This is a genomic window from Streptomyces humicola (assembly GCF_024436035.1).
Classification (GTDB): Bacteria; Actinomycetota; Actinomycetes; order Streptomycetales; family Streptomycetaceae; genus Streptantibioticus_B; species Streptantibioticus_B humicola.
In genome coordinates this window covers 446,478-467,088 of sequence record NZ_JANFNG010000002.1, presented here as the reverse complement: position 1 = coordinate 467,088, position 20,611 = coordinate 446,478, and the positions used below count along the sequence as shown (strand labels likewise).

Below are 20,611 nucleotides of genomic sequence, written 5' to 3'. Positions count from 1 at the left end.
CGCGGGCGCTCTTTGTGGCGCGCCTCACAGGGGAACCTCAGATCCAGCTCAAAAAATCTTGAACGTGGGAGTGCGGTACGCGCCTTCGAGGTACGGTCATTTTCGTCCATGAATTCGATACGCTGGCGGGTCCAATTGTGCCTCGATAGGAGACATCGAAAGGAATGCTCGACGTTCTTGGGGGAAGTGTCTGCGTCGCCGACGATGCAAGGGAGGCCATTTCCGAGGAATTCTGCGCACAGACGGCGACGGCGCATTCCGTATCCGATTCCCATGCCCGCACCTTCGCCGAGACCGGGGCGAAGCATCTGCGCAACCACCTTCCCGCCGCCGTGCTGGAACGTTTCTTCGAATGGCGTGGCGACCCGTCGCCCTGGCTGACGGTCTCCAACCTCCCGCAGCCGCGCCACTGGATACCGACCCCGGTGGACGGGTTCTGCGACGAAAGGGACCTGACCGTTCCCAACCTCGTCCAGTTCGGCATGCTGCACCTGCTCGGTCTCCTGCCGGTCGCCTACCGCTGGGAGAACGACGGGCGGCTGATGCGCAACGTCGCCCCCCGCCCCGGGTCCGGAGGGACGCTCACCTCATGGGGCTACTCCGCCCCGCTCGACTGGCACACGGACGATTCCGTGCTCGACCACGAGGAGAAGGCAGAGTCGTCCATTGCCATCCCGCACTACCTGTCCTTCTACGGCATGCGCAACGACGAGGGCGTGCCCACCGAGCTGCTCACCGTCGACACGGTGACCACCGCGCTACCGCAGTGGGTGCTGGACGACCTGCGTCTGCCGGAGTTCCTCATCACCGCCCCCGAGTCGTACGCCGCCGGGTCCGGCGCCGGCCCGCTCACGCGCGAGGGCGTCCCGGTGATGTGGACGCTGCCCTCGGGTCGTGACGCCGTGCGCTACGGGCCCGGCCGCATCTCCGGCCTCACCCTGCGCGCCAACCGCGCGCTCAATCGGTTCGAGCGGCGGCTGGGGGAGCTGGACGGCACGTCGGTGCTCATCGGGGCCGGCGACTTCCACGTCTTCGACAACCGCCGGGTGCTCCACCGCCGCGTACCGTTCGAGCCCGCGGCTCCCGGCCGGGCCCGCTGGCTGCGCCGTTGCTACGCGCAGACGCGGCGCGACCAGTGAGCCACCGGCGCTGCTGAGCCGAACGGCAGCAGCCGGTGAACGCGCCCCGGACGGCGGCGGACGGGTACGGGGGTCCCGCCTGCCGCCGACGGGGCGTCACCGCGCCAGGGTCACCCGGAGCTTGGACTGGCCGTGCGGCAGCGCCTCCCAGTCGTCCATGAACCGCGCCCGAAGACCGTGCGCCTGCGCCAGCGCGACCAGCGTCTGCGTGCGGTAGTAGAAGTCCTCCCGCAGGACATGGTGTTCGGTCCCCTCCGTCCGGTCGAAGGTGAAGTCGAACCACCCGTCCGGGGTGAGCACGCGCCCGACGTGCGCCAGGCACTCGTCGATCACGTGCAGCGGCGAGTGCGAGAAGACGCTGTGCGCATGCACCACCCGGAAGTGCGCCTCCGGAAGGAAGGCGAACCGAAGATCGCGCACCGGCGTGAGCCGCGGCAGCTTGTGTTGCAGCCGCTGCCGCGCCAGCGTGTCCTGGGCCGCGATGAGGATGTCGGGGGAGATGTCGATACCGTAGTAGTTCCCCGTCTCCAGGTAGTCGATGAAGCGCCAGCCGGCCCGCAGATTGCCGCACCCGATCTCCAGCATCCGGTCGCCGGGGCGCAGGCCGTGCGAGACCAGGTAGTCGAACTGCATCGCCCCGAGCCGCAGCCAGCCCTCACGCGTCCCACTGCCGACCGCCGCGTCCGCGCCGCGCGATGTGTCGTGCCGCATCACCGCCCGGTAGTACGCGACGTGGTCCGGGTGCCGCATCCGCAGCCAGGCGTCCCGCCCGGCGCGCACCAGATGGCGCGGCACCCGTTCGGGATGGCGCACGGCGTAGCCGACCCGGTGACCGACGGCGGCGCGGTTGGTGGTGAGCCTCCTGCCGCCGCTCTCGTGCGCCCCATGCGCTCCGGCAGGTCCTGGGTCGGGCATGAGAATGCAGCTCCTCGCCGGTCCTCGCCGGTCCTTTCCGGTCCTTTCCGGGCACGAGACGTGTTCGTGGCGCGTCCACGGGCGGACTATATGGTCACCACAGCTGCAGATCCCGGCGCCACGCCGGAGGCTCCCGGCCCACCACGGCGCCAACAGCAGCGCACCTGCCATACCGTGACCTTGGGAACGACCGCACATCCTCCGGCACCCGGCCGGCCGACACAGGGAGGGTCATGAGCGCCGCGGACGACACCACCCGGACCAGCCGGTGGCAGCGGGCCCTCGACCGCGTTCCCACCTGGTTCGGCACCTTCTTCGGGCTGCTCGGCGCCGCGTGCGCGCTGAGCGCGCTGATCAGTCCGCTGCGCTTCCTGCTCGACCCCGTACTGCGGCTGATCAACGAATGGCTCGTACCCGCCTCGCCCAACCTCGCCTACGCCGTCTTCCTGCTGCTGCTCGCGGGCGCCCTCGGCGCGAGGAAACGCGTCGCCTGGTGGGTCGTCACGTTCTACATCGCGCTCGTCCTGCTCGCCGAGGCACTGACCTTCACCATGGTCAGCTTCGCCGAGGCCGTGGTCAGCCTGGCCATCACCGGGATCGTGGCGCTGCTGCTTCTCGTGTCGTACCGGCAGTTCTCGGCCCGGGTGCGGCGCGGGGCGTTCTGGCGGGCGCTCGGCGTGCTCGTGCTCGGGCTCGCTGTCGCCGTCCTCGCCGGCTGGGGACTCGTCTACGCCTTCCCGGGCGGCCTGCCGGAGGGACAGCGCCTGGGGTGGGCCGCCAACCGCGTCCTCGGCGGCTTCTACCTCGGCGCCCACACCTTCAACGGCCACCCGCCCGCGGCGCTCAGCTTTTTCCTCGGCCTCTTCGGCGCCCTCGCCCTGCTCAACGCCGCCGCCGTGCTGTTCCGCTCGCAGCGGGCCCAGGCGGGACTGCACGAGGACCAGGAGGCCCGCATCCGCGCCCTGCTGGCCCGCTACGGCGGCCAGGACTCCCTCGGCTACTTCGCCACCCGCCGGGACAAGGCCGTGGTGTTTGCACCGGGCGGGGGAGCGGCCGTCACCTACCGCGTCGAGGCCGGCGTGTGCCTGGCCAGCTCCGATCCGCTCGGCGAGGTCGGCTCATGGGGCCCCGCGATCGACGCGTGGCTCGACCTCGCCCGCCGCTACGCATGGGTGCCCGCGGTCATGGGCGCCAGCGAGGAAGGCGCCAGGGCATACGCCAGGGCCGGGCTCAACGCTCTGCAACTGGGCGACGAAGCCGTCCTGTATCCGGCGAAGTTCGACCTCAACGGGCGCGACATGCGCGTCACCCGGCAGGCCGTCAACCGCGTCCAGCGCGCCGGCATGACCACCCGCATCCGCCGCCACTCGGCCCTGACCCCCGAGGAGATGGCCGACGTCATCCGGTTGGCCGACGCCTGGCGGGACACCGAGACCGAGCGCGGCTTCTCCATGGCCCTCGGCCGCCTCGGCGACCCGGCCGACGGCGACTGCCTGCTCGTCGAGGCGGTCGACGCCGAGGGCCGCACCGCAGCACTGCTCTCCTTCGTCCCCTGGGGCACCGACGGCATCTCGCTCGACGTGATGCGACGCGACCGCGCCGCGCCCAACGGGATCATGGAATTCATGGTCTCCGAGGTCGCCGCCCAGGCGCCGCGGCTCGGCATCAAGCGGATCTCGCTGAACTTCGCCGTCTTCCGTGCGGTCTTCGAGGAGGGCGCGCGCATCGGCGCCGGGCCGGTGCTGCGGATGTGGCGCAGGCTGCTGCTGTTCTTCTCCAAGTTCTGGCAGCTGGAGGCGCTGTACCGGTCGAATGTGAAGTACCGGCCCGACTGGTATCCGCGGTTTCTGTGCTTCCCCGAGGCCAGGCTGCTGGCCCGGATCGGCCTCGCCTCCGGTATCGCCGAGGGCTTCGTCGCCCTGCCGACGCTCAGCAGGCGGCCCAGGGGGGTGCGCCCGCCCGCGAGCGCCACGCCGCTCCCGCCGCTCACCGAGGTGGACCTGGCCGGCACCGGCGGGCCCGAGGCGGCGCTCGCCGCCGTGGACGACCTGTCCGCGCTCCCCGAACAGGTCCGGGTGCGGCGCCAGAAGCTCGACCGGCTCCACGACGACGGCCAGGACCCCTACCCCGTCACCGCCACCCGCACCCACACCCTCGGCGAGATCCGCGCCGCGCACCCGGACCCGAAACCGGGACGGCGTACCGGACAGACGGTGATCGTCGCAGGGCGCGTGCTGCGCGTCCGCGACTTCGGCGGCGTGGTCTTCGCCGTACTGCGCGACTGGTCGGCCGACCTGCAGATCGTGCTGACCCGCTCCGATCTCGGGGCGGACGGGCTCGCCCGCTTCACCTCCGACGTCGACCTCGGCGACCACATCCAGGTCGACGGCGAGATCGGCGCGAGCGACCTCGGGGAGCTGTCGGTCTTCGCCCGCTCCTGGCGGATGACGGCCAAGTGCCTGCGCCCCCTGCCGGACAAGCGCCGCGGCCTGACCGACCCCGAGGTCCGGGTGCGCCAGCGCTATGTCGACCTCGTCATCCGCCCGGAGGCCCGTGACATCCTCACCGCACGCAGCAACGCGGTGCAGGCGCTGCGCCAGGGGCTGCTGGACCGGGGCTTCCTCGAGGTCGAGACGCCGATGCTGCAGCAGGTGCACGGCGGTGCCAACGCCCGCCCGTTCATCACCCACATCAACGCCTACGGCCTCGACCTGTATCTGCGCATCGCACCCGAGCTCTACCTCAAGCGACTGTGCGTCGGGGGGATGGAGAAGGTCTTCGAGCTCGGCCGAACCTTCCGCAACGAAGGCACCTCGTACAAGCACAACCCCGAATTCACCATGCTGGAGGCCTACCAGGCGTTCGCCGACTACACCGTGATGCTCGGCCTCACCCGCGAACTGGTGCAGGCCGCCGCCATCGCCGCCAACGGCTCGCCCGTGATCTACCGCACCGGCCCGGACGGCGAACGCACCGAGCACGACATCTCCGGCGAGTGGCCCGTCAAGACGGTGTACGGGGCACTGTCGGAGGCGCTCGGCGAGGAGGTCGGCCCCGGGACCGAGCTGCGCACCCTCACCGCGCTGTGCGACCGGGCGGCCGTGCCGTACGGGCCCGGCATGAGCCGCGGTGATGTGGTACTGGAGATGTACGAGCGCCTGGTCGAGGAGCGCACCACCCTGCCCACCTTCTACAAGGACTTCCCCACCGAGGTCTCACCGCTGACCCGGCAGCACCGCACCGACCCGCGGCTCGCCGAACGATGGGACCTGGTCGCCTTCGGTACCGAACTGGGAACCGCCTACTCGGAGTTGATCAATCCGGTCGAGCAGCGCCGCAGGCTCACCCAGCAGTCGCTGCTTGCGGCGGGCGGCGACCCCGAGGCGATGGAGATCGACGAGGACTTCCTCACCGCGCTTGAATACGCCATGCCGCCCACCGGCGGGCTCGGCATCGGCGTGGACCGGCTCGTCATGTTCATCACCGGCCTGACCATCCGCGAGACGCTGCCGTTCCCCCTCGTCCGCAAGCAGTGATCACTCGGTGGCGGCCTGCTCGTACAGCGCCTCGACCTGGTCGTCGAAGTAGCTGCTGTACGAGATGTCGGGGCTGTTGCCGCCGTACTGATAGCCGCCGATCACCCCGGTCACGTCTCCGCCGCCCCACGGGTCGGGGTCGGCGAGCCACGGGCCGCCGCTGGTGCCGGCGGTGAAGCCCGGGCAGTAGATGCGCAGTTGGGTGTCGGAGTAGCGGGTGGCGGTGCCGGTGCACGAGACGGGCGCGTCGGTGGTGTCGGGGTAGCCGATCATCCGCGTCCTGCCGGGTTGGCCGCCGGTCTCCAGGGGGTTGCCGCCCACCACGTCCTCGATGTTGCGCCCGTCCCGAGGCTCCATCACCAGGAAGGCCACATCGACGTCGGGGTCGGTGCTCTCCCGCCAGCCCGGTGCCACCAGTTCGGAGTGCACCCGCCACATCCCCGCCGGGTAGGTGCTGTCCCGGTACCCGGGGGCGAATCCGAGGCCGGAGCGGTAGCCGCCGCCCGCCCCCGAGTGGACGCAGTGGGCGGCGGTGATCACCAGGTTGCGGTGCGGGCTGTCGACGACGCTTGCAGTGCAGTAGTGGTGCACCTGGCCGGTGAGGGCGAACAGGGCGCCCACCCGGTAGGAGTCGGGGAAGTTCGGCAGCTCGTGGACGAGGGAGCTGACGGCGGCCGCCGCCCGCGCCGCGGCCGGGCCGGGCGAGAGCGCGGCGGCCTGGGGGAGCGCCGCTGTGTGCGCCGCCGAAGAGCGGTTCGTCGTGGTGGCGGAGCTGAGGAGCGCGGCCGTCAGGAGCGCGGCGACGACGGCGCCGGCACGGGTCGCCCTCGCCCTGGTATGCAGTTCCACCGGCATCCTTCCGTCGGCTTCGGACAGTCAGATGATCCGATGGCCTTCGGCGGGTGCCCCGATGGACACTCCAGCAGTCCCCCGAACGGTGTATGTACCCGGCCGCCGGGGCGTGCTGCGGGTGGAGCGGACTGGACAGTAACAGGACGGCCGGGCCGTGGGGCGGGTCCGGAGCCGACATGCGTGAGCGACGTGGGAAAATCCATCGGGCGGGCGGATCACGTGCGCCCGGACGCCGTACGGCGACCTGCCTCGCACTGCGCCCCGGCCCGGTTCCGGGGAAGAATCGACGGCATGGCTGACAACGAGATCCTGCTCAGGCACCGCCAGGCGCTGGAGATGTTCACGGCGCGCGTGCGAGCCGTGGAGGAAGGGCAGTGGGACGCGCCGACTCCGTGCACCGATTGGTCGGTGCGCGACCTGGTCAACCATCTGACCGCCGAGCAACTCTGGGTTCCCCGCCTGGTGCGCGACGGCGCGACGATCGCGGAGGTCGGCGACGTCTACGACGGCGACCAGCTGGGCGACGATCCCGTGGCCACCTGGGAGCGCGCCTCCGCCGCCGCGATCGAGGCGTTCAACGAGAAGGACGCGCTCCGCCGCACTGTGCACCTGTCCTACGGCGACAGCGCGGCCGCCGCGTACTGCGCTCAGATGACGACTGACGCGGCGGTGCACGCCTGGGACCTCGCCAGGGCCGTCGGCGCCGACGAGCGGATGCCGGACGGCCTGGCGGACGCCGCCCTGCGCGAGGTGCAGCCGTACGCCCACGCGCTCGCCAAGAGCGGCCTGTTCGCCGCCTCGATCGATCCGCCGCCCGGCGCCGACCAGCAGACGAAGCTGCTCTGCCTGCTCGGCCGCCGCCCCTGACCATCTGTCATCCGCCTTCCGTTCATAGGACGATGGCACGATTGCTTGCCCGCGTCGTCGTCCTACCGGGAGGATCCCTCGTTGATGAGCCGATCGAGCCGATCCATAGCCTTGCGCGGTCTGTGCGCCGTGCTCCTGGGGCTGCTGACCACCGTCGTGCCCGGCCCGTCCGCCTCGGCGGCGGACCGTCCGCCGCCCGCTCCGTCCGCCGCTGCCGCGGACTCCTACTGGACGGCGCAGCGCATGGAGGCGGCGCAGCCCGCCCCCGGCGGCGCCGTCCCCGTCCCCTTCTCGCCTTCGTCGGCCGCCGGGATCCCCGGTGACGTCGTACCGCCCAGCCACCCCTTCGACGGCCTGCCCCAGGTCGGCACCTTCTTCTGGACCGATGGCAACAACGTCGGGCGCTTCTGCGGCGCGACGGTCGTCCGCAGCCCGGGGCGCGACCTGGTCGTCAGCGCCGGGCACTGCCTCAGCCGCACCGACCCCAAGCGCTACCTGTCCTTCGTGCCGCAGTACCACGACGGGCTGAAGCCGCATGGGATCTTCCCGGTGCAGCGCATCTACATCGATCCGCGCTACTACGCTCTCGGTTCGGGGCTCGGCGCACGCTGGGACTACTCCGTCGTCCAACTCGGCCCGCGCGCGGACGGCACGCAGGCCGAGGACGTCGTCGGTGGCTTCGACCTCGCGGTGTACCCGGGCTTCGACCACCCCGACGTACGGCTGATCGGTTATCCGGGATTCAGTGACACGCTGTACCCCAAGCCGCTCGACTGCCACTCGTCGACGCAGGAGTTCGTGAGCAACGACCCGGGCGCGCCCGGCGACTTCCTGCAGATCGCCTGTGCCGGGTACATCGACGGCACCTCGGGCGGACCGTTCCTCGTCCACGACCCGCTCGGCTACGCGCTGATCGGCGTCATCGGCGGCTACCACACCGGCGGGGACACCCCCGACATCTCCTACAGCTCCTACTTCACCGCCGACACGCTCGCCCTCTACGTCCACGCGGTGCGCGGGGATCCGCCCGCCACCCCGTGAGCCCTTCGGAACCCGACTGCCGGCCCGTTGCCGCACTGCTGCGGTGACGGGCCGGCAGTGATGTGAGTGATGCGCGCCGGGGAGGGTGTCAGGACTGCTTGAACAGGCCCGGAAGGTCCGCCGCGGGCAGACCGCCACTGGACAGCAGCGAGGTGACGAGGTTCACAAGCCCCTGGACCACGTCTTGAAGACCCTTCAGGAGATCCGCCGGGTTCTTCGACTGATCCGCCGCCACGATCCTGTTGAGAGCCGACTTGACCTGTGCATTGGACCGCGCGATCAACTGGGCGGACTGCGGCGCCGCGCCGGGCCGTTCCTGCTGGGCATTGGCCTGGCGCAGCAGGCCGTCGAGGTCCAGCTTCGCCTGGTTGGCGGCCGCCCGGACCTGCTCGGCACTGGCATGGGGCTTGGCGGCCTGCTGGAGGGCGTCGACGACCTGGCCGACCGTGGCGAAGCCCTTCAGCGGTGCCAGAACGGCCATGGGGTTCGCAGCAGGAGCCGATTTCGAGGGGGCGGCCGACGACGGCATCGCTGACGGTGAGCTCGGCACAGTGCTGGGAACAGCGCCCGAGGGTGCGCTCGACGGCACGGCGTGCGAGGGAGATCCCGAAGGGAGGGCCGATGGCGCGCCGGAGGGCCTGGCCATCGGGTCGCCGGCCATGGACATGGCGGCGGCCGCACTGCCGACGGCACCGAGGGCCGCCGCCGCGACCACGACAGAGGAGACAAGGACGCCGGATTTCCGGGATATACGCATGAGCCAGTGATCCTTCCGATGTAGCTGGCTGATTCCCGTCCACCGTGCCGGGGTCTCACTACGCTGTGCAACCGAGGGTGAGCTGTTAGTGATGGAAGGTCACCCGCCCGGCCGCAGCGCGGCCGTGAAGCGCCATCGGCGAGGCCGGCGGGGCGTATGAGGGCGCCGGATGGTGTACGCGCGATGCGAACCAACCGGTGACCATGATTCAACTGCCGTGACTGCCATGGCTCTTGACACGGTGTTGGTCTAGTCCAATCATGGCGCGCCAGAGCACGCTCCTTCCCCGCCACCTCCTCCCCGCAGGAGCACATATGCGACGCTCCCAAGCGCTCCGGGCCGCACTCATCGCGCTGGCCACCGCCACCGCCTCGGCCGGCCTCGCCCTCAGCGGCGCCGGCACCGCCCATGCGGCCCACGCGGCGCCGGCCGCGACACCACTGCCCGCGCACGTCTTCGCCCCCTACTTCGAGGCGTACAGCAGCGACAGTCCCGCGGCACTGTCCTCGCAGTCGGGTGCCAAGTACCTGTCGATGGCGTTCATCCAGACCGACTCTCCCGGCTCGTGCACCCCGTACTGGAACGGCGACACGAGCAAGCCGATCTCCTCGTCCAGCTTCGGCGGCGACATCTCCTCGATCCAGGCCCACGGTGGTGACGTCATACCGTCGTTCGGCGGCTATGCGGCCGACCACGGCGGAACCGAGATCGCCGACAGCTGCACCGACGTGGACTCCATCGCCGCCGCCTACGAGAGCGTCATCACCACCTACGGCGTGACCCGGATCGACCTCGACACCGAGGACAACTCGCTGACCGACTCCGCCGGAATCGACCGGAGGAACAAGGCGATCGCCAAGGTCGAGGCGTGGGCCAAGAGCACCGGCCGCACCGTCCAGTTCTCCTACACCCTGCCGGCCACCACCGGCGGACTCGCCCCCAGCGGGCTCGCCGTGCTGCAGAACGCGGTGTCGAACGGCGCACGCGTCGACGTCGTCAACATCATGACGTTCGACTACTACGACGGCGCCACCCACGAGATGGCGACCGACACCGAGAACGCCGCCCAGGGGCTGTACAACCAGCTCGCGTCGCTCTATCCGTCGAAGACGCCCGCACAGCTGTGGGGCATGATCGGCGTCACCGAGATGCCCGGCATCGACGACTACGGGCCGGCCGAGACCTTCACCACCGCGGACGCCGCCACCGTGGAGAACTGGGCGGTCTCCAAGGGCATCAACACCCTGTCCTTCTGGGCGCTCCAACGCGACAACGGCGGATGCCCAGGCACCGGCGGCTCCGACACCTGCTCGGGTCTCCAGCAGAGCACGTGGTACTTCAGCCACACCTTCGAGCCGTTCACCAGTGCTTCGTCAGGGTGCCGTGTGACACTGCAGGCCGCCCACAGGCACTGCCGGCCGCCCCGCTCCGGCCACGCATAGGAGTGCTCGCGCCATGGGTCCGGCGGGCCGGTCCGGTCACGGGCCGGCCCCAGACCCTCGCGCGTGGGCCGATCGGATGTAATGATCACGCCATCCCGGAGCATCCGCGCGCGCAGGCAGGAACACCATGGTCAGAGCAGGTCTGGAGAAGAAGGCCGACGATGTCGCCGCCATGTTCGACGAGGTCGCCGAAGGGTACGACCGCACCCGGGCGCGCCTGTGGCTCGGACGGATGCCCCGGTGGGGAGCGCACACGGCGGCCGCCGCCGAAGCGGGCCCGGGACGCCGGGTCCTCGACGTCGCGGCCGGAACCGGCGCATCGAGCAGCGCCCTGCTACGTACCGGGGCCACGGTCGTCGCTTGCGACTTCTCGCAGGGGATGCTCGCCGTCGGGCGCCGCAGGCGGCCGGGAATCGACTTCGTCGCGGGCGACGGCAGGCAACTGCCCTTCGCCGACGGTGCCTTCGACTCCGCAACCATCTCCTTCGGCCTGCGCAACGTCCATGACATCCATGGCGTGCTGGGGGAGATGCTCCGGGTCACCCGCCCCGGAGGAGCCCTCGCCGTGTGCGAGTTCAGCCTGCCGAACACGCCCGTACGACGTGCGCTGTTCCGCTCCTATCTGCGCCGCGCCGTGCCGGTGATCGCCCGCCGCGTCAGCACCAACCCCGAGGCCTACGTCTACCTCGGAGAGTCGATTCAGGCGTGGCCCAGCCCGGCCGATCTCGCCGAACGCATCGCAGACGCCGGCTGGAGCCGGGTACGGTGGCGCCCGCTGGACGGGGGCGTGGTGCACCTCCACACCGCTGTCGCGCCGTCCCTCCCCGCGCGACCGGCGTCCCTGGCCGACAGCGAGCCGCACGTCAACCTCTAGGTGTACGCAGCTCCAGGCACACGGGACCGTCAGATGGTGCCCGAGGTCACCGTGAACAGCCCGCCGTCCGGGTCACGCAGCATCGCCACCGGCCCGAAGGGGGAGTCCTCGGGCGGCGCGGTGACCGTGCCACCGGCGGCCTGAGCACGTTGTACGGCCTCCTCGACGTCGGACACGCAGAAGTAGACATGCCATCGCGGCCTGATCTGCGGCTCGGGCGCGCCCTCGACCGCGCCGCCCGTCAGGCCCGCGACGCTGTGACCGGCGATCCGCAGGATCACCCGGTCGTGCTCGTATCGCACGTCGTACCGTTCCGGGTCGTCGGTCTCCCACTGGAACACCTCGCCGTAGAAGATCGCCGAGGCGAAGGCGTCCCGGGTGCGCAGCTCGAGCCAGGCCGGAGCGCCCTTCTTGCGGCCGACGCGCCACTGGGGGTCGACCTCGCCCTCCCAGATGCCGAAGACCGCCCCCGCAGGGTCCGCCGCCCAGGCGACCCGGCCCTTGCCGAACTTCAGCGGTCCGACCGCGACCGTCGCACCCCGCTCCCGGATGCGGTCGGCGACCAGGTCGGCGCTGTCGACGGCGAAGTACGAGGTCCACGAGACGGGGAACTCCATCGTGGGGGCCAGCGCGCCGAGCCCGGCCACCGGTGCACCGTTGACCAGGGCGAGCGAGTAGTCCGGCTGGAAGCCGGGCCGGTACTCCCAGCCGAGCACCGCCCGGTAGAACTCCTCCGCGGTGGGCAGGTCGCGCGTCATCAGGCTCACCCAGCACGGTGCGCCGCGGACTGCATGCCCTGAGGGCGACATCGTTGGCTCACCTCGCTCGTCCGCGTCCGCCTGCCCGCATTCCCGCTGGCCACTGTGCCACCGCCGGACCGCGCACGCACGCCGGGGTCGTCCTCGATCTCAGACCTGCCCAGGACACAGGCCCGCCCGGCTCCGAAGGGACCAAGGCGCCCGGCCGGGCGGGATCACGCAGCCCTGCGGGCGCGGCGGCGGTACACGACGATGCCGGCGCCCGAGACCGCCCCCACGAGCAGAGCAGCACCGGCGGCGACCTCGGCAGGGTCCGAGGTCCGTACGCTGCCGCCGAGCCCCGTCCTGACCCCTCCGCGCGGCTGGCGGATCACCCGGACATCGTCGTGCTCGGGCTCGTCGTACACGGTCACGATGGAGCCCGGTCCGGCGGCGGGGGGCGCCGCCCGGCCCGGCACGCCGGCGACAGGAGCGGCCGACGTGACCGGCGCGGCAGCGAGTACGGCCACACCGGCCGCGATTGCCGCACACACGAAACGCCTGGCTTGCATCTCTCCCGACCTCCTGGCGATCCCGGCCATGCGTAAATTCCTTATCAGCACTGATATGTGACCCGTCGGGACTCGGCAACCCGTCAGCCTGTCCGTGCCGCCATCGGAGGTCTCCACTGGGCCGGACGTGCGGCGCGGAAAGGCCGCTTTCCCGATGCTTCCGCTTTCCTAACAGGATTCATACGATGGGATCAAAACGCGAAGGCGATGCGTCCAGCGGGATATCCGTACCCCTGGATATCGCCCCCGCCGCCTCATCCGAACCGGAACGAGGGGTGCATACATCATGGAGACGCCGACGCCGCCCGCAGGCGCGCCCGTGTCGCCGAAGAATCCCGGCCTCAAACGGGACATCGGCCTGATCGGTCTCATCTGGACATCCGAAGGGTCCATCATCGGGTCGGGATGGCTGTTCGGCGCGCTCTTCGCCGCCCAGGCCGCCGGAACGGCAGCGCTCATCTCCTGGGGCATCGGCGCCGTCGCCATCATTATCCTCGCCTTCGTCCACGCCGAACTGGGGGCGATGTACCCGGTGGCGGGCGGCACCGCCCGCTTCCCGCACTACGCCTTCGGCAGCGCCGCGGGCGCCTCGTTCGGCTGGTTCTCCTGGCTGCAGGCGGTCACCGTCGCCCCGATCGAGGTCATGGCGTCGCTCAATTACCTCAGCGTCCACGCACCCTGGGTGCAGACGGGGAAAAACCATCTGACGCCCGCCGGGTACGGGATCGCCGTCGCCTTCATGGCCTTCTTCGTCGTGGTGAATTACTTCGGCATCCGCATTCTCGCCCACACCAACAGCGCGGCGACGTGGTGGAAGGTGGGCGTCCCCGTCTTCACGCTCCTCGTGCTCGCCTTCACCCACTTCCACGCCAGCAACTTCGGGGTCGGCGGATTCTCTCCGTTCGGCACCAGGGGTGTTCTGTCGGCGGTGAGCACCAGCGGCATCATCTTCGCGTTGCTCGGCTTCGAACAGGCCGACCAGCTGGCCGGTGAAAGCCGCAATCCGGCGAAGGACATTCCCCGTTCGGTGATCGGATCCATTCTCATCGGGGCCCTGGCCTACGTCGCGCTGCAGGTGGTGTTCATTGCGGCGCTGCCGCACAGTGCCTTCGCGCACGGCTGGGCCAACCTCGCCTTCACCGCCAAGGCAGGGCCGTTCGCCGGGCTCGCCACCACCGTCGGCCTCGGCTGGCTGGCCACACTCCTCTACATCGACGCGGTCATCTCCCCCAGCGGAACCGGCCTGATCTACACGACCGCCACCTCCCGCGTCTCCTACGGCCTGTCCCGCAACGGCTACGTCCCGGCGGTCTTCGAACGCACCACGAAACGCGGCGTGCCCTGGTTCGGGCTGCTCTTCGCCTTCATCATCGGCCTCATCGTCTTCCTGCCGTTCCCGACCTGGCAGAAACTGGTCGGCTTCGTCACCTCCGCGAGCGTGCTGATGTACGCGGGTGCTCCGCTCGCCTTCGGCTGCCTGCGCAAGCAGGACCGTGACCGCCCGCGCCCGTACCGGCTGCCCGGCGGCTGGTTCTGGTCCCCGGTCGCCTTCGTCGTCGCCAACCTGATCATCTACTGGTCCGGCTGGGACACGCTGTGGCGGCTCGGCCTCGCCATCGTGCTCGGCTATCTGCTGCTCGGAGCCTCGGCGCTGTTCAAGCTCAACCCGAAGGTGCCGCACATGGACTGGAAGAACGCCCAGTGGCTGCCGGTCTACCTCATCGGCATGGGCGTCATCTCCTGGCAGGGCGGCTTCTGCAGCACGGGACCCGCCTCCACGCAGACCTGCGGTGCGACCGCCAACATCCCCCTGTGGTGGGACATCGCGGTCGTCGCGGCGTTCAGCCTGGTCATCTACTTCTGGGCCCATCTCGTCCGGCTGCCGGACGAGGAGACCCAGGAGTACATCGGCTCGGTCGAGGTCGTCCCCACCGAGTGAGCCACTGCCTGCTCAGGCGCCGGAGCCTGTTACCAACCGGTGACGAACCAAGGGCAACGATGTCAGCCCCTGCGGAGTCTCACTGGCTGGACGAACCACCACAGCTCATGCACAAGGACGGAGCCGGACCAGCTCCGTCCGGTGGTCCGGACACCGCCAGTAACAGCAGAGGGGAAAACTCCATGAACCGTACCCGCAGGCTCGTCGTCGCCGGAGCCGCACTGCTCGCTGCCGCCGCCCTCTCCCAGGGCGCCGGCAGCGCGTTCGCCGCCACCCCCGCCGCCGCGGCGACCTCCGTCACCGCCACCCCGGCCGCCAAGGTGAGCATCACCGCGAAGGCGAGCACGGCGTCCGTCAAGGCCTGGCAGCAGTTCACCGTCACCGGCCGCACCACCGGGCTGGCAGCGGGCACCGGCCTGACGCTCCAGCAGAAGCAGCACGGCACGTGGGTCTCGCTGCCCGCGCGGACCGTCGTCAACCGCGACCACAGCTACTACCTGCGGGTCGAGCTCGGTTTGCACGGCCTCAACCAGCTGCGGATCGTGAGCGGCTCCGCGTCCTCCGCGGTCTTCGAGGTCACCATCCACTGAACCGCTGCCGCAACGCCGCCGCCCGGGCCACCCCATGGGCCCGGGCGGCACCGGCGGATCAGGCCGCCGGAGTCGTACGGTCGATCCGCAGCAGGAACTCCGCATTGCTCGCCGTGTTCTGGATCTGGCCGATGAGCAACTCCGCCGCGCCCTTAGGATCCCGCGAGAGCAGCACGCGGCGCAGCCTGCGCACCACGGCCAACTCCTCGGCCGTGAGCAGCAGTTCCTCGCGGCGCGTACCGGACGGCGTCACGTCCACCGCGGGGAAGATGCGCTTGTCGGCGAGGGAGCGGTCCAGCCGCAGCTCCATGTTGCCGGTGCTCTTCAGCTCCTCGAAGTAGTAGTCGTCGGCCCGCGATCCGGTGTCGACCAGCGCGGTGGCGAGCATCGTCAGCGAGCCGCCCTCCTCGATGTTCCGGGCCGCGCCGAACAGCCGCTTGGGGCCGGTCAACGCCGTCGCGTCGACGCCGCCGGTGAGGATGCGTCCGCCGCTGTGCGCGCTGGTGTTGTGGGCGCGGCACAGACGGGTGAGCGAGTCGAGCAGCACGACGACGTCCCGGCCCGCTTCGACCAGCCGTTTCGCGCGCTCGACCGCGAGATCGGCAACCGCGGTGTGGTCCTTGGCGGGACGGTCGAAGGTGGAGGCGATGACCTCGCCGGGCACCGACCGGCGCATTTCGGTGACCTCCTCCGGCCGTTCGTCGATCATCACCACCATCAGGTGGCATTCCGGGTGGTTGCGGACGACCGCATTGGCCAACGCCTGCAGCACCATGGTCTTGCCCGACTTCGGCGGTGCGACCACCAGACCTCGCGTCCCCTTGCCGATCGGTGCCACGAGATCGACCACACGAGTGGCGAGGACGCCGGGGGCGGTCTCCAGGCGCAACCGTTCGGTCGGGAAGAGCGGGGTGAGGCCGGCGAAGTGCGGGCGGCCGGCGAGCTCTTCGGGCCGGCAGCCGTTGACGAGGTCGACGCGGACGAGCGGCAGCGGCTTGGTGCGTCGCTCGCCCTCGCGCGGGTGTGCCACGGCACCCTCCACGAGGTCTCCCTTGCGCAGCCCGAGCCGGCGGATCTGCGACTGCGGAACGTGCGGGTCGCCGGGCGCGGGCAGGTAGCCACCGGTGCGCAGGAAGCCGTGGTTGCCGACCGGGTCGAAGATCCCGGCGACGGCGGAGAGGGTTTCGGCGGGCCCTTGGGCGGGCCGCCTTTCTTCGGTGATGGTCATGAGGGTCCCTTCGGGCGCGCGACGAGGCGCGCCGTGGTCCTGAAGTCGCAGATGAAGCGGGGGAGTCGGGAAGACGGCGTCATGCCGTGGGGAAGCGGCCCGGCGCATCGGGAAGGCGCCGTGGACTCGCGATGACACGTGACGAGCAGGTGACGACACCCGTGGCCACGTGAGAGAGATGACGGTATGCAGACCGTCGGCGAATTGAACGGATCGGCACCGGCGCCGAAGAGCGGCGTACACGCGTGCCACCGTCAGGTTAGCATCACTGCCGCGGGCCTCGCTCCTCGTCGCGCCCGGCCCGCCGGGGTGCGTCCTACCCGCGGGCGGTCCACGCTGTACTCATGAGCGGCGAGCGTCCACCTGTCGTGGTCCATCCTCTGGAGCACGGTGCGCGCCGGGTGACGATCGAAGGACGTGACGTGGGGCGTGCGCACCGGCTGGCGGATCTGATCGAGTTCATGCGCAGCGCCGGTCTGGGGAACCTGGACCTCGAGGATCCGGCGTCGGTCGAGTGGTGGGGCGGCGGTCCCGAACTCTGGCCTGCTTAGAGCCTGCCTGGCGCGGGCGATGTTCGTGGGTCCGCGACGCCCGCAGCGACGTCAGCCGCTGCCGCGGCGGGTGTACCTCGCTGCGTTGCCGGGCCCGTCCACCACGCCGCGCCGGCGGCATGTCGACTGCAGTGGCCCGGTGCCTGGGCGACCCTCCGCCTTGCGGCGGGAGGTACCCCCTGCGCCAGACGCCGCGGGAAGATCGCCCGGACAGGGCCTAGGGCGGCCGGGCGCCGCCGGCGGGTGCCTCACCGGCCAGCGTGCGCAGGCGGAGCGCGAGTTGAAGCTCCAGCGCCCGGTCGGGCGTGTTCCAGTCGTGCCCGAGCATCGCCTGGATGCGGTCCAGGCGTTGCACGACCGTGTTGACGTGGATGTGCAGCCGTTCCTTGGCGCGGGTGAGGCTGCCGCCGCAGGCGAAGTAGGCCTCCAGGGTGCGGACCAGCTCCGTCCCGCGCCGGGCGTCGTACTCCAGCAGCGGACCGAGAGTGGCCGCGATGAAGCCGCCGACGTCGTGCCCGCCGCCCAGCAGCACACCGAGGAAGCCCAGGTCGCAGGCGGCCGCGCCGTCACCGGTGCGGCCGAGGATGCGCAGCGCGGCCAGGCAGCGCACGGCCTCGGTGTACGCCTCGGCCAGCGCCGAAGGACCGGTACCCGGACCCGCGCCCGCGACGGTGACGGGCGCGCCGGCCAGGTGGGAGAGCTGGGCGGCGGCGCCGCGGGCCGTCTCGCCGGCCGGCGCGGAGTCGTCGGGGAGCAGCATGACGACATGCTCCCCGTGCTCGGCGCTTATGCCGCCGGTCCCGAACAGGTGCTGCGCGGCGGCCGCGGCGAGCTTGCCGCGCGATTCGGGCTCGCTTTCCGCCGCGAGCAGCAGGTGGGGCCGGTCGAGGTCGACGCCGACCCGGCGGCCGCGCTCGGTGAGTCCGGCGGGGTCCCGGTGCGGGGCGGAGAGCAGGTCGGTGAGGAGCTCGCCGCGTACCCGGTTCTCCGTTTCGGCGACCGAGCGTCGCAGCATCAGCAGCAGGGCGGTGACGACCGCGGCGCGTTCGAAGAGCCGCCGGTCGGGGTCGTCGAGGTGGGCGCGCCCGTGGAGCACCAGGCTGCCGAGCAGCTCCTGCCCGGCGAGCACCGCGCAGACCCACCGTCCGTCGCGGAAGATCGCGCGGGCGGTGGTGCGGGAATCCGCGGTGGCCCCGGCAAGCACCGTCCTGCCCGTGGTGTCCGGGCGGGTATCCGCAACCGCACAGGCGGTGTCCTCGGCGAGGGTGCGGCCCGCGTGGTCGACGGCGGTCAGCCGTCTGCCGAGCGGATCGTGGACGCAGATGGCACCGCCGAGCAGCCCGGCGAGCGCCGCGGCGACCTCCCGTACGTCGCCGCCGCGCAGGACGAGATCGGTGAGCCGGTCATGTGCCTGCTCGGCGCGCTGCATCGCGGCGGAGTGCTCGCGGATGAGGGAGTTGGCCTCGGCGAGGTCCGCGAGCGCGGCCCGGTTGGCGGCGAGGGCCCTCGCGGTGTCGATGGCGATCGCGGCGTGGTCTGCGAGCGAGCACAACAGGGTGACCTCGTCGGGGGAGAAGGTACGCGGCCGCCGGTCCGCCGCGAACAGCACACCGATGACCTTGCCGCCGTCGCCGGAGCTCGACCCGAGCAGCAGCGGGACGCCGAGGATGGCGACCAGCCCCTCCTCGCGGACGCCGGAGTCGATGGTCGGCGTGTGGTGGAACCGCTCGTCGCTCAGGTAGTCAGGGGTTGCATAGGGCCTGGTGGTCTGCGCGACGAGACCGCCGAGACCTTCTCCGAGGCCCAGCCGCAGGCTCTGGAAGAGAGCGGAGGCGGACCCGTCGGTGACGCGCATGTAGGTGTCCCCGGCGTCCTCGTCGGGCAGCGTGAGGTAGGCGGTGTCGGTGCCGAGCAGCATCCTGGCGCGGCGGACGATCGAGGGCAGCACTGCGCCGAGGTCGCGCAGCGAGGCGAGATCGCCCGCGGTGTCGAAGAGCGCCGTGAGCTCGTTCTCGCGGCGGCGGTGCTGACGCAGCGTACGCCGGACCCGCAGCGCGGTCGCCGCGGCCACCTCCAGCTCGCGGAGATCGTCCTTGCCGGTCCCGCAACTGCGCGCACCCGCGACGACCTCGTCGAACGCCTCGGGTGGGGCACCTTCTGCGAGGAGTTCGACGAGACGGCGCATGGACGGCGCGACGGGACGATGCGGCTCGGGCATGGCGGAGGTGATCGTGACGGGGGCGGGTGGGTGCGGGGATCGGAGCGGCTTGGCTCCACGGTACGGAGATCCGGGCCGCCGCACATGTGGCAGGAGGCCACATTCTCACCTTTCGGGGTGGGGATCGTCACCATGGCAGGCCGCCTCCCGGAGAGGTGGATCACAGCCCATGAACAGGGCGTGACGTATGGTGCGCGGATGACTGATGCGAAGAAGAAAGCACAAAGTGACATGCCGGACGTGGTCCATCTCGCCGAGAAGGCCAGCGAGGAGGCAACGGCCGAGGCCGCGACGACCAAGGATTCGTCTCCTCGGGCCGGCGCACCGGCGGTCGAGCGCAGCGTGAAGAGCTCGCTGACGCCGGTGTTCGACGCCGTCGTCCGGGAGTGGCGCGCCAAGGGCCGGGACATACCGCTGCGACATAAGCCGGCGGTTCCGGCGCAGACCCGTCACGCCGCCTAGGAACCGCCGCCCGAGCCCTCGCCCCGCTCCCGGGGACGAGGGCTCCGCCATGCCCGGGTCACCACCCGCGCACGGTCACGGCGTGACGAAGTGATAGCCCGCGTCCAGCAGGCGCGGCAGGACGATCCGCAGAGCCGACAGCGTCTGGGAGCGGTCCCCGCCCCCGTCGTGCTCGAGGATGATGGAGCCGGGCCTGGTGGTCCGCAGGATCGTCTGCGCGATGCGAGAGACCCCCGGCCGCGCCCAGTCGCGCGGGTCGACGGACCAGTCCAGGGGGCGCATGCCGAGTGCCCTGCAGGCGGCGAAGGTGGACTGCGTCCACGCGCCGTAGGGGGCGCGGAAGAGCCTCGGCCGCTGGCCCGAGATGCTCTCGATCATGTCGCTCGTGCGTTCGAGCTGCTCGCGGACGCCCGCCGGGGTCGCCGCGGCCAGGTCGGCGTGGGTCCAGGTGTGGTTGGCGACGAGGTGGCCGTGGTCGGCAACGGCGTGCACCAGGGCGGGGTCTGCGGCGGCGCGGATGCCGACCTGGCAGAACGTCGCGGTTATCCCGTATCTGCCGAGCAGGTCGAGCACTTGCGGCGTCCATTGCGGGTCCGGACCGTCGTCTATGGTCAGCGCGATCGCGCGCGATCCGTCCTCCACGTAGAACTCGGGCGCCTGCGTCGTCGGCCGCTTGCCCGCGGCGCCCGGCTGCGGCGTGCCTCCTCGGTGGGAGTCGCCCGGCATCATCGTCGGTTCGGTGGTGGGCCGGGCCGGCGCTGAAGCGTGCGTGGCACCGCTGTCGGAGCATCCGCTGAGCAGCAGCAGACCACCGGCGGACAGCAGGGTCCGGCGGGATATCGGCGTTCTTGTCATAACAGTGCAGGACTGTAGTGGCGGGCCGGGGGGCGG

At 71.0% G+C, this 20,611-nt stretch carries 17 protein-coding genes and 2 pseudogenes; 11 read left to right on the top strand and 8 right to left on the bottom strand.

The features are described 5' to 3' along the window. Positions 1-164 precede the first annotated feature (164 nt). Entirely contained in the window at positions 165-1,139 is a 975-nt protein-coding gene (locus NGB36_RS05555) for a TauD/TfdA family dioxygenase (protein ID WP_255918922.1), read from the top strand. Positions 1,140-1,235: 96 nt separating this feature from the next. Here the strand turns inward: NGB36_RS05555 and NGB36_RS05550 are convergent, their stop codons facing one another. Continuing rightward, positions 1,236-2,054 carry a class I SAM-dependent methyltransferase gene (locus NGB36_RS05550; RefSeq protein ID WP_255918921.1) on the bottom strand — a complete coding sequence of 273 codons (819 nt, stop codon included), beginning with the start codon at positions 2,052-2,054 and terminating at the stop codon, positions 1,236-1,238. A gap of 233 nt (positions 2,055-2,287) precedes the next feature. On the opposite strand from NGB36_RS05550, the gene lysX reads away from it, so the two are divergent. After that, positions 2,288-5,590: a bifunctional lysylphosphatidylglycerol synthetase/lysine--tRNA ligase LysX gene (lysX, locus tag NGB36_RS05545; RefSeq protein ID WP_255918920.1), complete on the top strand. Its 3,303-nt coding sequence runs from the start codon at positions 2,288-2,290 to the stop codon at positions 5,588-5,590. Here lysX and NGB36_RS05540 read toward each other — a convergent pair whose 3' ends face one another. After that, positions 5,591-6,439 (bottom strand): trypsin-like serine peptidase, encoded by an 849-nt coding sequence (locus tag NGB36_RS05540; RefSeq protein WP_255918919.1) that lies wholly within the window; start codon positions 6,437-6,439, stop codon positions 5,591-5,593. 294 nt (positions 6,440-6,733) lie between these two features. Between NGB36_RS05540 and NGB36_RS05535 the strand changes: the two genes are divergently transcribed. Further along, positions 6,734-7,309: a TIGR03086 family metal-binding protein gene (locus tag NGB36_RS05535; RefSeq protein WP_255918918.1), complete on the top strand. Its 576-nt coding sequence runs from the start codon at positions 6,734-6,736 to the stop codon at positions 7,307-7,309. Between the two features lie 84 nt (positions 7,310-7,393). Beyond that, a complete protein-coding gene (locus NGB36_RS05530) occupies positions 7,394-8,350 on the top strand; it encodes a trypsin-like serine peptidase (protein ID WP_255918917.1) in 957 nt (318 codons plus the stop codon). Positions 8,351-8,438: 88 nt separating this feature from the next. Here the strand turns inward: NGB36_RS05530 and NGB36_RS05525 are convergent, their stop codons facing one another. Further along, complete coding sequence (locus tag NGB36_RS05525) at positions 8,439-8,831, bottom strand: hypothetical protein (RefSeq protein ID WP_255918916.1); 393 nt, start codon at positions 8,829-8,831, stop codon at positions 8,439-8,441. On the opposite strand from NGB36_RS05525, the gene NGB36_RS05520 reads away from it, so the two are divergent. The 3 genes and pseudogenes from NGB36_RS05520 (at position 8,830) to NGB36_RS05510 (ending at position 11,423) form a co-directional block, all read left to right on the top strand. Then, complete coding sequence (locus tag NGB36_RS05520; protein ID WP_255918915.1) at positions 8,830-9,117, top strand: hypothetical protein; 288 nt, start codon at positions 8,830-8,832, stop codon at positions 9,115-9,117. The two genes, NGB36_RS05525 and NGB36_RS05520, sit on opposite strands and share 2 nt — an antisense overlap. A gap of 304 nt (positions 9,118-9,421) precedes the next feature. Then, positions 9,422-10,483, top strand: a pseudogene (locus NGB36_RS05515) (chitinase); the annotation flags it as partial. A 193-nt stretch (positions 10,484-10,676) separates the two neighbouring features. Then, positions 10,677-11,423 (top strand): ubiquinone/menaquinone biosynthesis methyltransferase, encoded by a 747-nt coding sequence (locus tag NGB36_RS05510; RefSeq protein WP_255918914.1) that lies wholly within the window; start codon positions 10,677-10,679, stop codon positions 11,421-11,423. A gap of 29 nt (positions 11,424-11,452) precedes the next feature. Here the strand turns inward: NGB36_RS05510 and NGB36_RS05505 are convergent, their stop codons facing one another. Then, entirely contained in the window at positions 11,453-12,181 is a 729-nt protein-coding gene (locus NGB36_RS05505; protein WP_372509373.1) for a VOC family protein, read from the bottom strand. Positions 12,182-12,396: 215 nt separating this feature from the next. Then, the gene (locus NGB36_RS05500; protein ID WP_255918912.1) at positions 12,397-12,732 is read right to left on the bottom strand and encodes a GVDTG sorting domain-containing protein; all 336 of its coding nucleotides are present in this window, start codon (positions 12,730-12,732) and stop codon (positions 12,397-12,399) included. Between the two features lie 286 nt (positions 12,733-13,018). Between NGB36_RS05500 and NGB36_RS05495 the strand changes: the two genes are divergently transcribed. Beyond that, on the top strand, positions 13,019-14,671 hold the full coding sequence (locus NGB36_RS05495) for an APC family permease (RefSeq protein ID WP_255918911.1): 1,653 nt from the start codon (positions 13,019-13,021) through the stop codon (positions 14,669-14,671). Between the two features lie 182 nt (positions 14,672-14,853). After that, positions 14,854-15,261, top strand: coding sequence for a hypothetical protein (locus NGB36_RS05490; protein ID WP_255918910.1), 408 nt, complete (start codon positions 14,854-14,856; stop codon positions 15,259-15,261). 58 nt (positions 15,262-15,319) lie between these two features. Here the strand turns inward: NGB36_RS05490 and rho are convergent. Next, positions 15,320-16,441 (bottom strand): annotated as a pseudogene (rho, locus tag NGB36_RS05485) (transcription termination factor Rho); the annotation flags it as partial. Positions 16,442-16,833: 392 nt separating this feature from the next. Between rho and NGB36_RS05480 the strand changes: the two are divergent. Continuing rightward, positions 16,834-17,040 carry a hypothetical protein gene (locus tag NGB36_RS05480; protein WP_255918909.1) on the top strand — a complete coding sequence of 69 codons (207 nt, stop codon included), beginning with the start codon at positions 16,834-16,836 and terminating at the stop codon, positions 17,038-17,040. A gap of 217 nt (positions 17,041-17,257) precedes the next feature. On the opposite strand, the gene NGB36_RS05475 is transcribed toward NGB36_RS05480, so the two are convergent. After that, on the bottom strand, positions 17,258-19,258 hold the full coding sequence (locus NGB36_RS05475) for a helix-turn-helix domain-containing protein (RefSeq protein ID WP_255918908.1): 2,001 nt from the start codon (positions 19,256-19,258) through the stop codon (positions 17,258-17,260). Between the two features lie 198 nt (positions 19,259-19,456). On the opposite strand from NGB36_RS05475, the gene NGB36_RS05470 reads away from it, so the two are divergent. Further along, positions 19,457-19,720 carry a hypothetical protein gene (locus NGB36_RS05470; protein ID WP_255918907.1) on the top strand — a complete coding sequence of 88 codons (264 nt, stop codon included), beginning with the start codon at positions 19,457-19,459 and terminating at the stop codon, positions 19,718-19,720. A gap of 75 nt (positions 19,721-19,795) precedes the next feature. Here NGB36_RS05470 and NGB36_RS05465 read toward each other — a convergent pair whose 3' ends face one another. Then, the gene (locus tag NGB36_RS05465; protein ID WP_255918906.1) at positions 19,796-20,575 is read right to left on the bottom strand and encodes a polysaccharide deacetylase family protein; all 780 of its coding nucleotides are present in this window, start codon (positions 20,573-20,575) and stop codon (positions 19,796-19,798) included. Between the last annotated feature and the right edge of the window lie 36 nt (positions 20,576-20,611).

Bases quoted from the DNA above. Each gene is read 5' to 3' on its own strand.
- NGB36_RS05550 (WP_255918921.1), bottom strand. From the start codon at position 2,054: ATGCCCGACCCAGGACCTGCCGGAGCGCATGGGGCGCACGAGAGCGGC.
- NGB36_RS05495 (WP_255918911.1), top strand. From the start codon at position 13,019: ATGGAGACGCCGACGCCGCCCGCAGGCGCGCCCGTGTCGCCGAAGAAT.
- NGB36_RS05555 (WP_255918922.1), top strand. From the start codon at position 165: ATGCTCGACGTTCTTGGGGGAAGTGTCTGCGTCGCCGACGATGCAAGG.
- NGB36_RS05520 (WP_255918915.1), top strand. From the start codon at position 8,830: ATGGGGTTCGCAGCAGGAGCCGATTTCGAGGGGGCGGCCGACGACGGC.
- NGB36_RS05525 (WP_255918916.1), bottom strand. From the start codon at position 8,831: ATGGCCGTTCTGGCACCGCTGAAGGGCTTCGCCACGGTCGGCCAGGTC.
- NGB36_RS05480 (WP_255918909.1), top strand. From the start codon at position 16,834: ATGAGCGGCGAGCGTCCACCTGTCGTGGTCCATCCTCTGGAGCACGGT.
- NGB36_RS05490 (WP_255918910.1), top strand. From the start codon at position 14,854: ATGAACCGTACCCGCAGGCTCGTCGTCGCCGGAGCCGCACTGCTCGCT.
- NGB36_RS05530 (WP_255918917.1), top strand. From the start codon at position 7,394: ATGAGCCGATCGAGCCGATCCATAGCCTTGCGCGGTCTGTGCGCCGTG.
- NGB36_RS05510 (WP_255918914.1), top strand. From the start codon at position 10,677: ATGGTCAGAGCAGGTCTGGAGAAGAAGGCCGACGATGTCGCCGCCATG.
- NGB36_RS05475 (WP_255918908.1), bottom strand. From the start codon at position 19,258: ATGCCCGAGCCGCATCGTCCCGTCGCGCCGTCCATGCGCCGTCTCGTC.
- NGB36_RS05505 (WP_372509373.1), bottom strand. From the start codon at position 12,181: ATGACGCGCGACCTGCCCACCGCGGAGGAGTTCTACCGGGCGGTGCTC.
- NGB36_RS05535 (WP_255918918.1), top strand. From the start codon at position 6,734: ATGGCTGACAACGAGATCCTGCTCAGGCACCGCCAGGCGCTGGAGATG.
- NGB36_RS05465 (WP_255918906.1), bottom strand. From the start codon at position 20,575: ATGACAAGAACGCCGATATCCCGCCGGACCCTGCTGTCCGCCGGTGGT.
- NGB36_RS05470 (WP_255918907.1), top strand. From the start codon at position 19,457: ATGACTGATGCGAAGAAGAAAGCACAAAGTGACATGCCGGACGTGGTC.
- NGB36_RS05500 (WP_255918912.1), bottom strand. From the start codon at position 12,732: ATGCAAGCCAGGCGTTTCGTGTGTGCGGCAATCGCGGCCGGTGTGGCC.
- lysX (WP_255918920.1), top strand. From the start codon at position 2,288: ATGAGCGCCGCGGACGACACCACCCGGACCAGCCGGTGGCAGCGGGCC.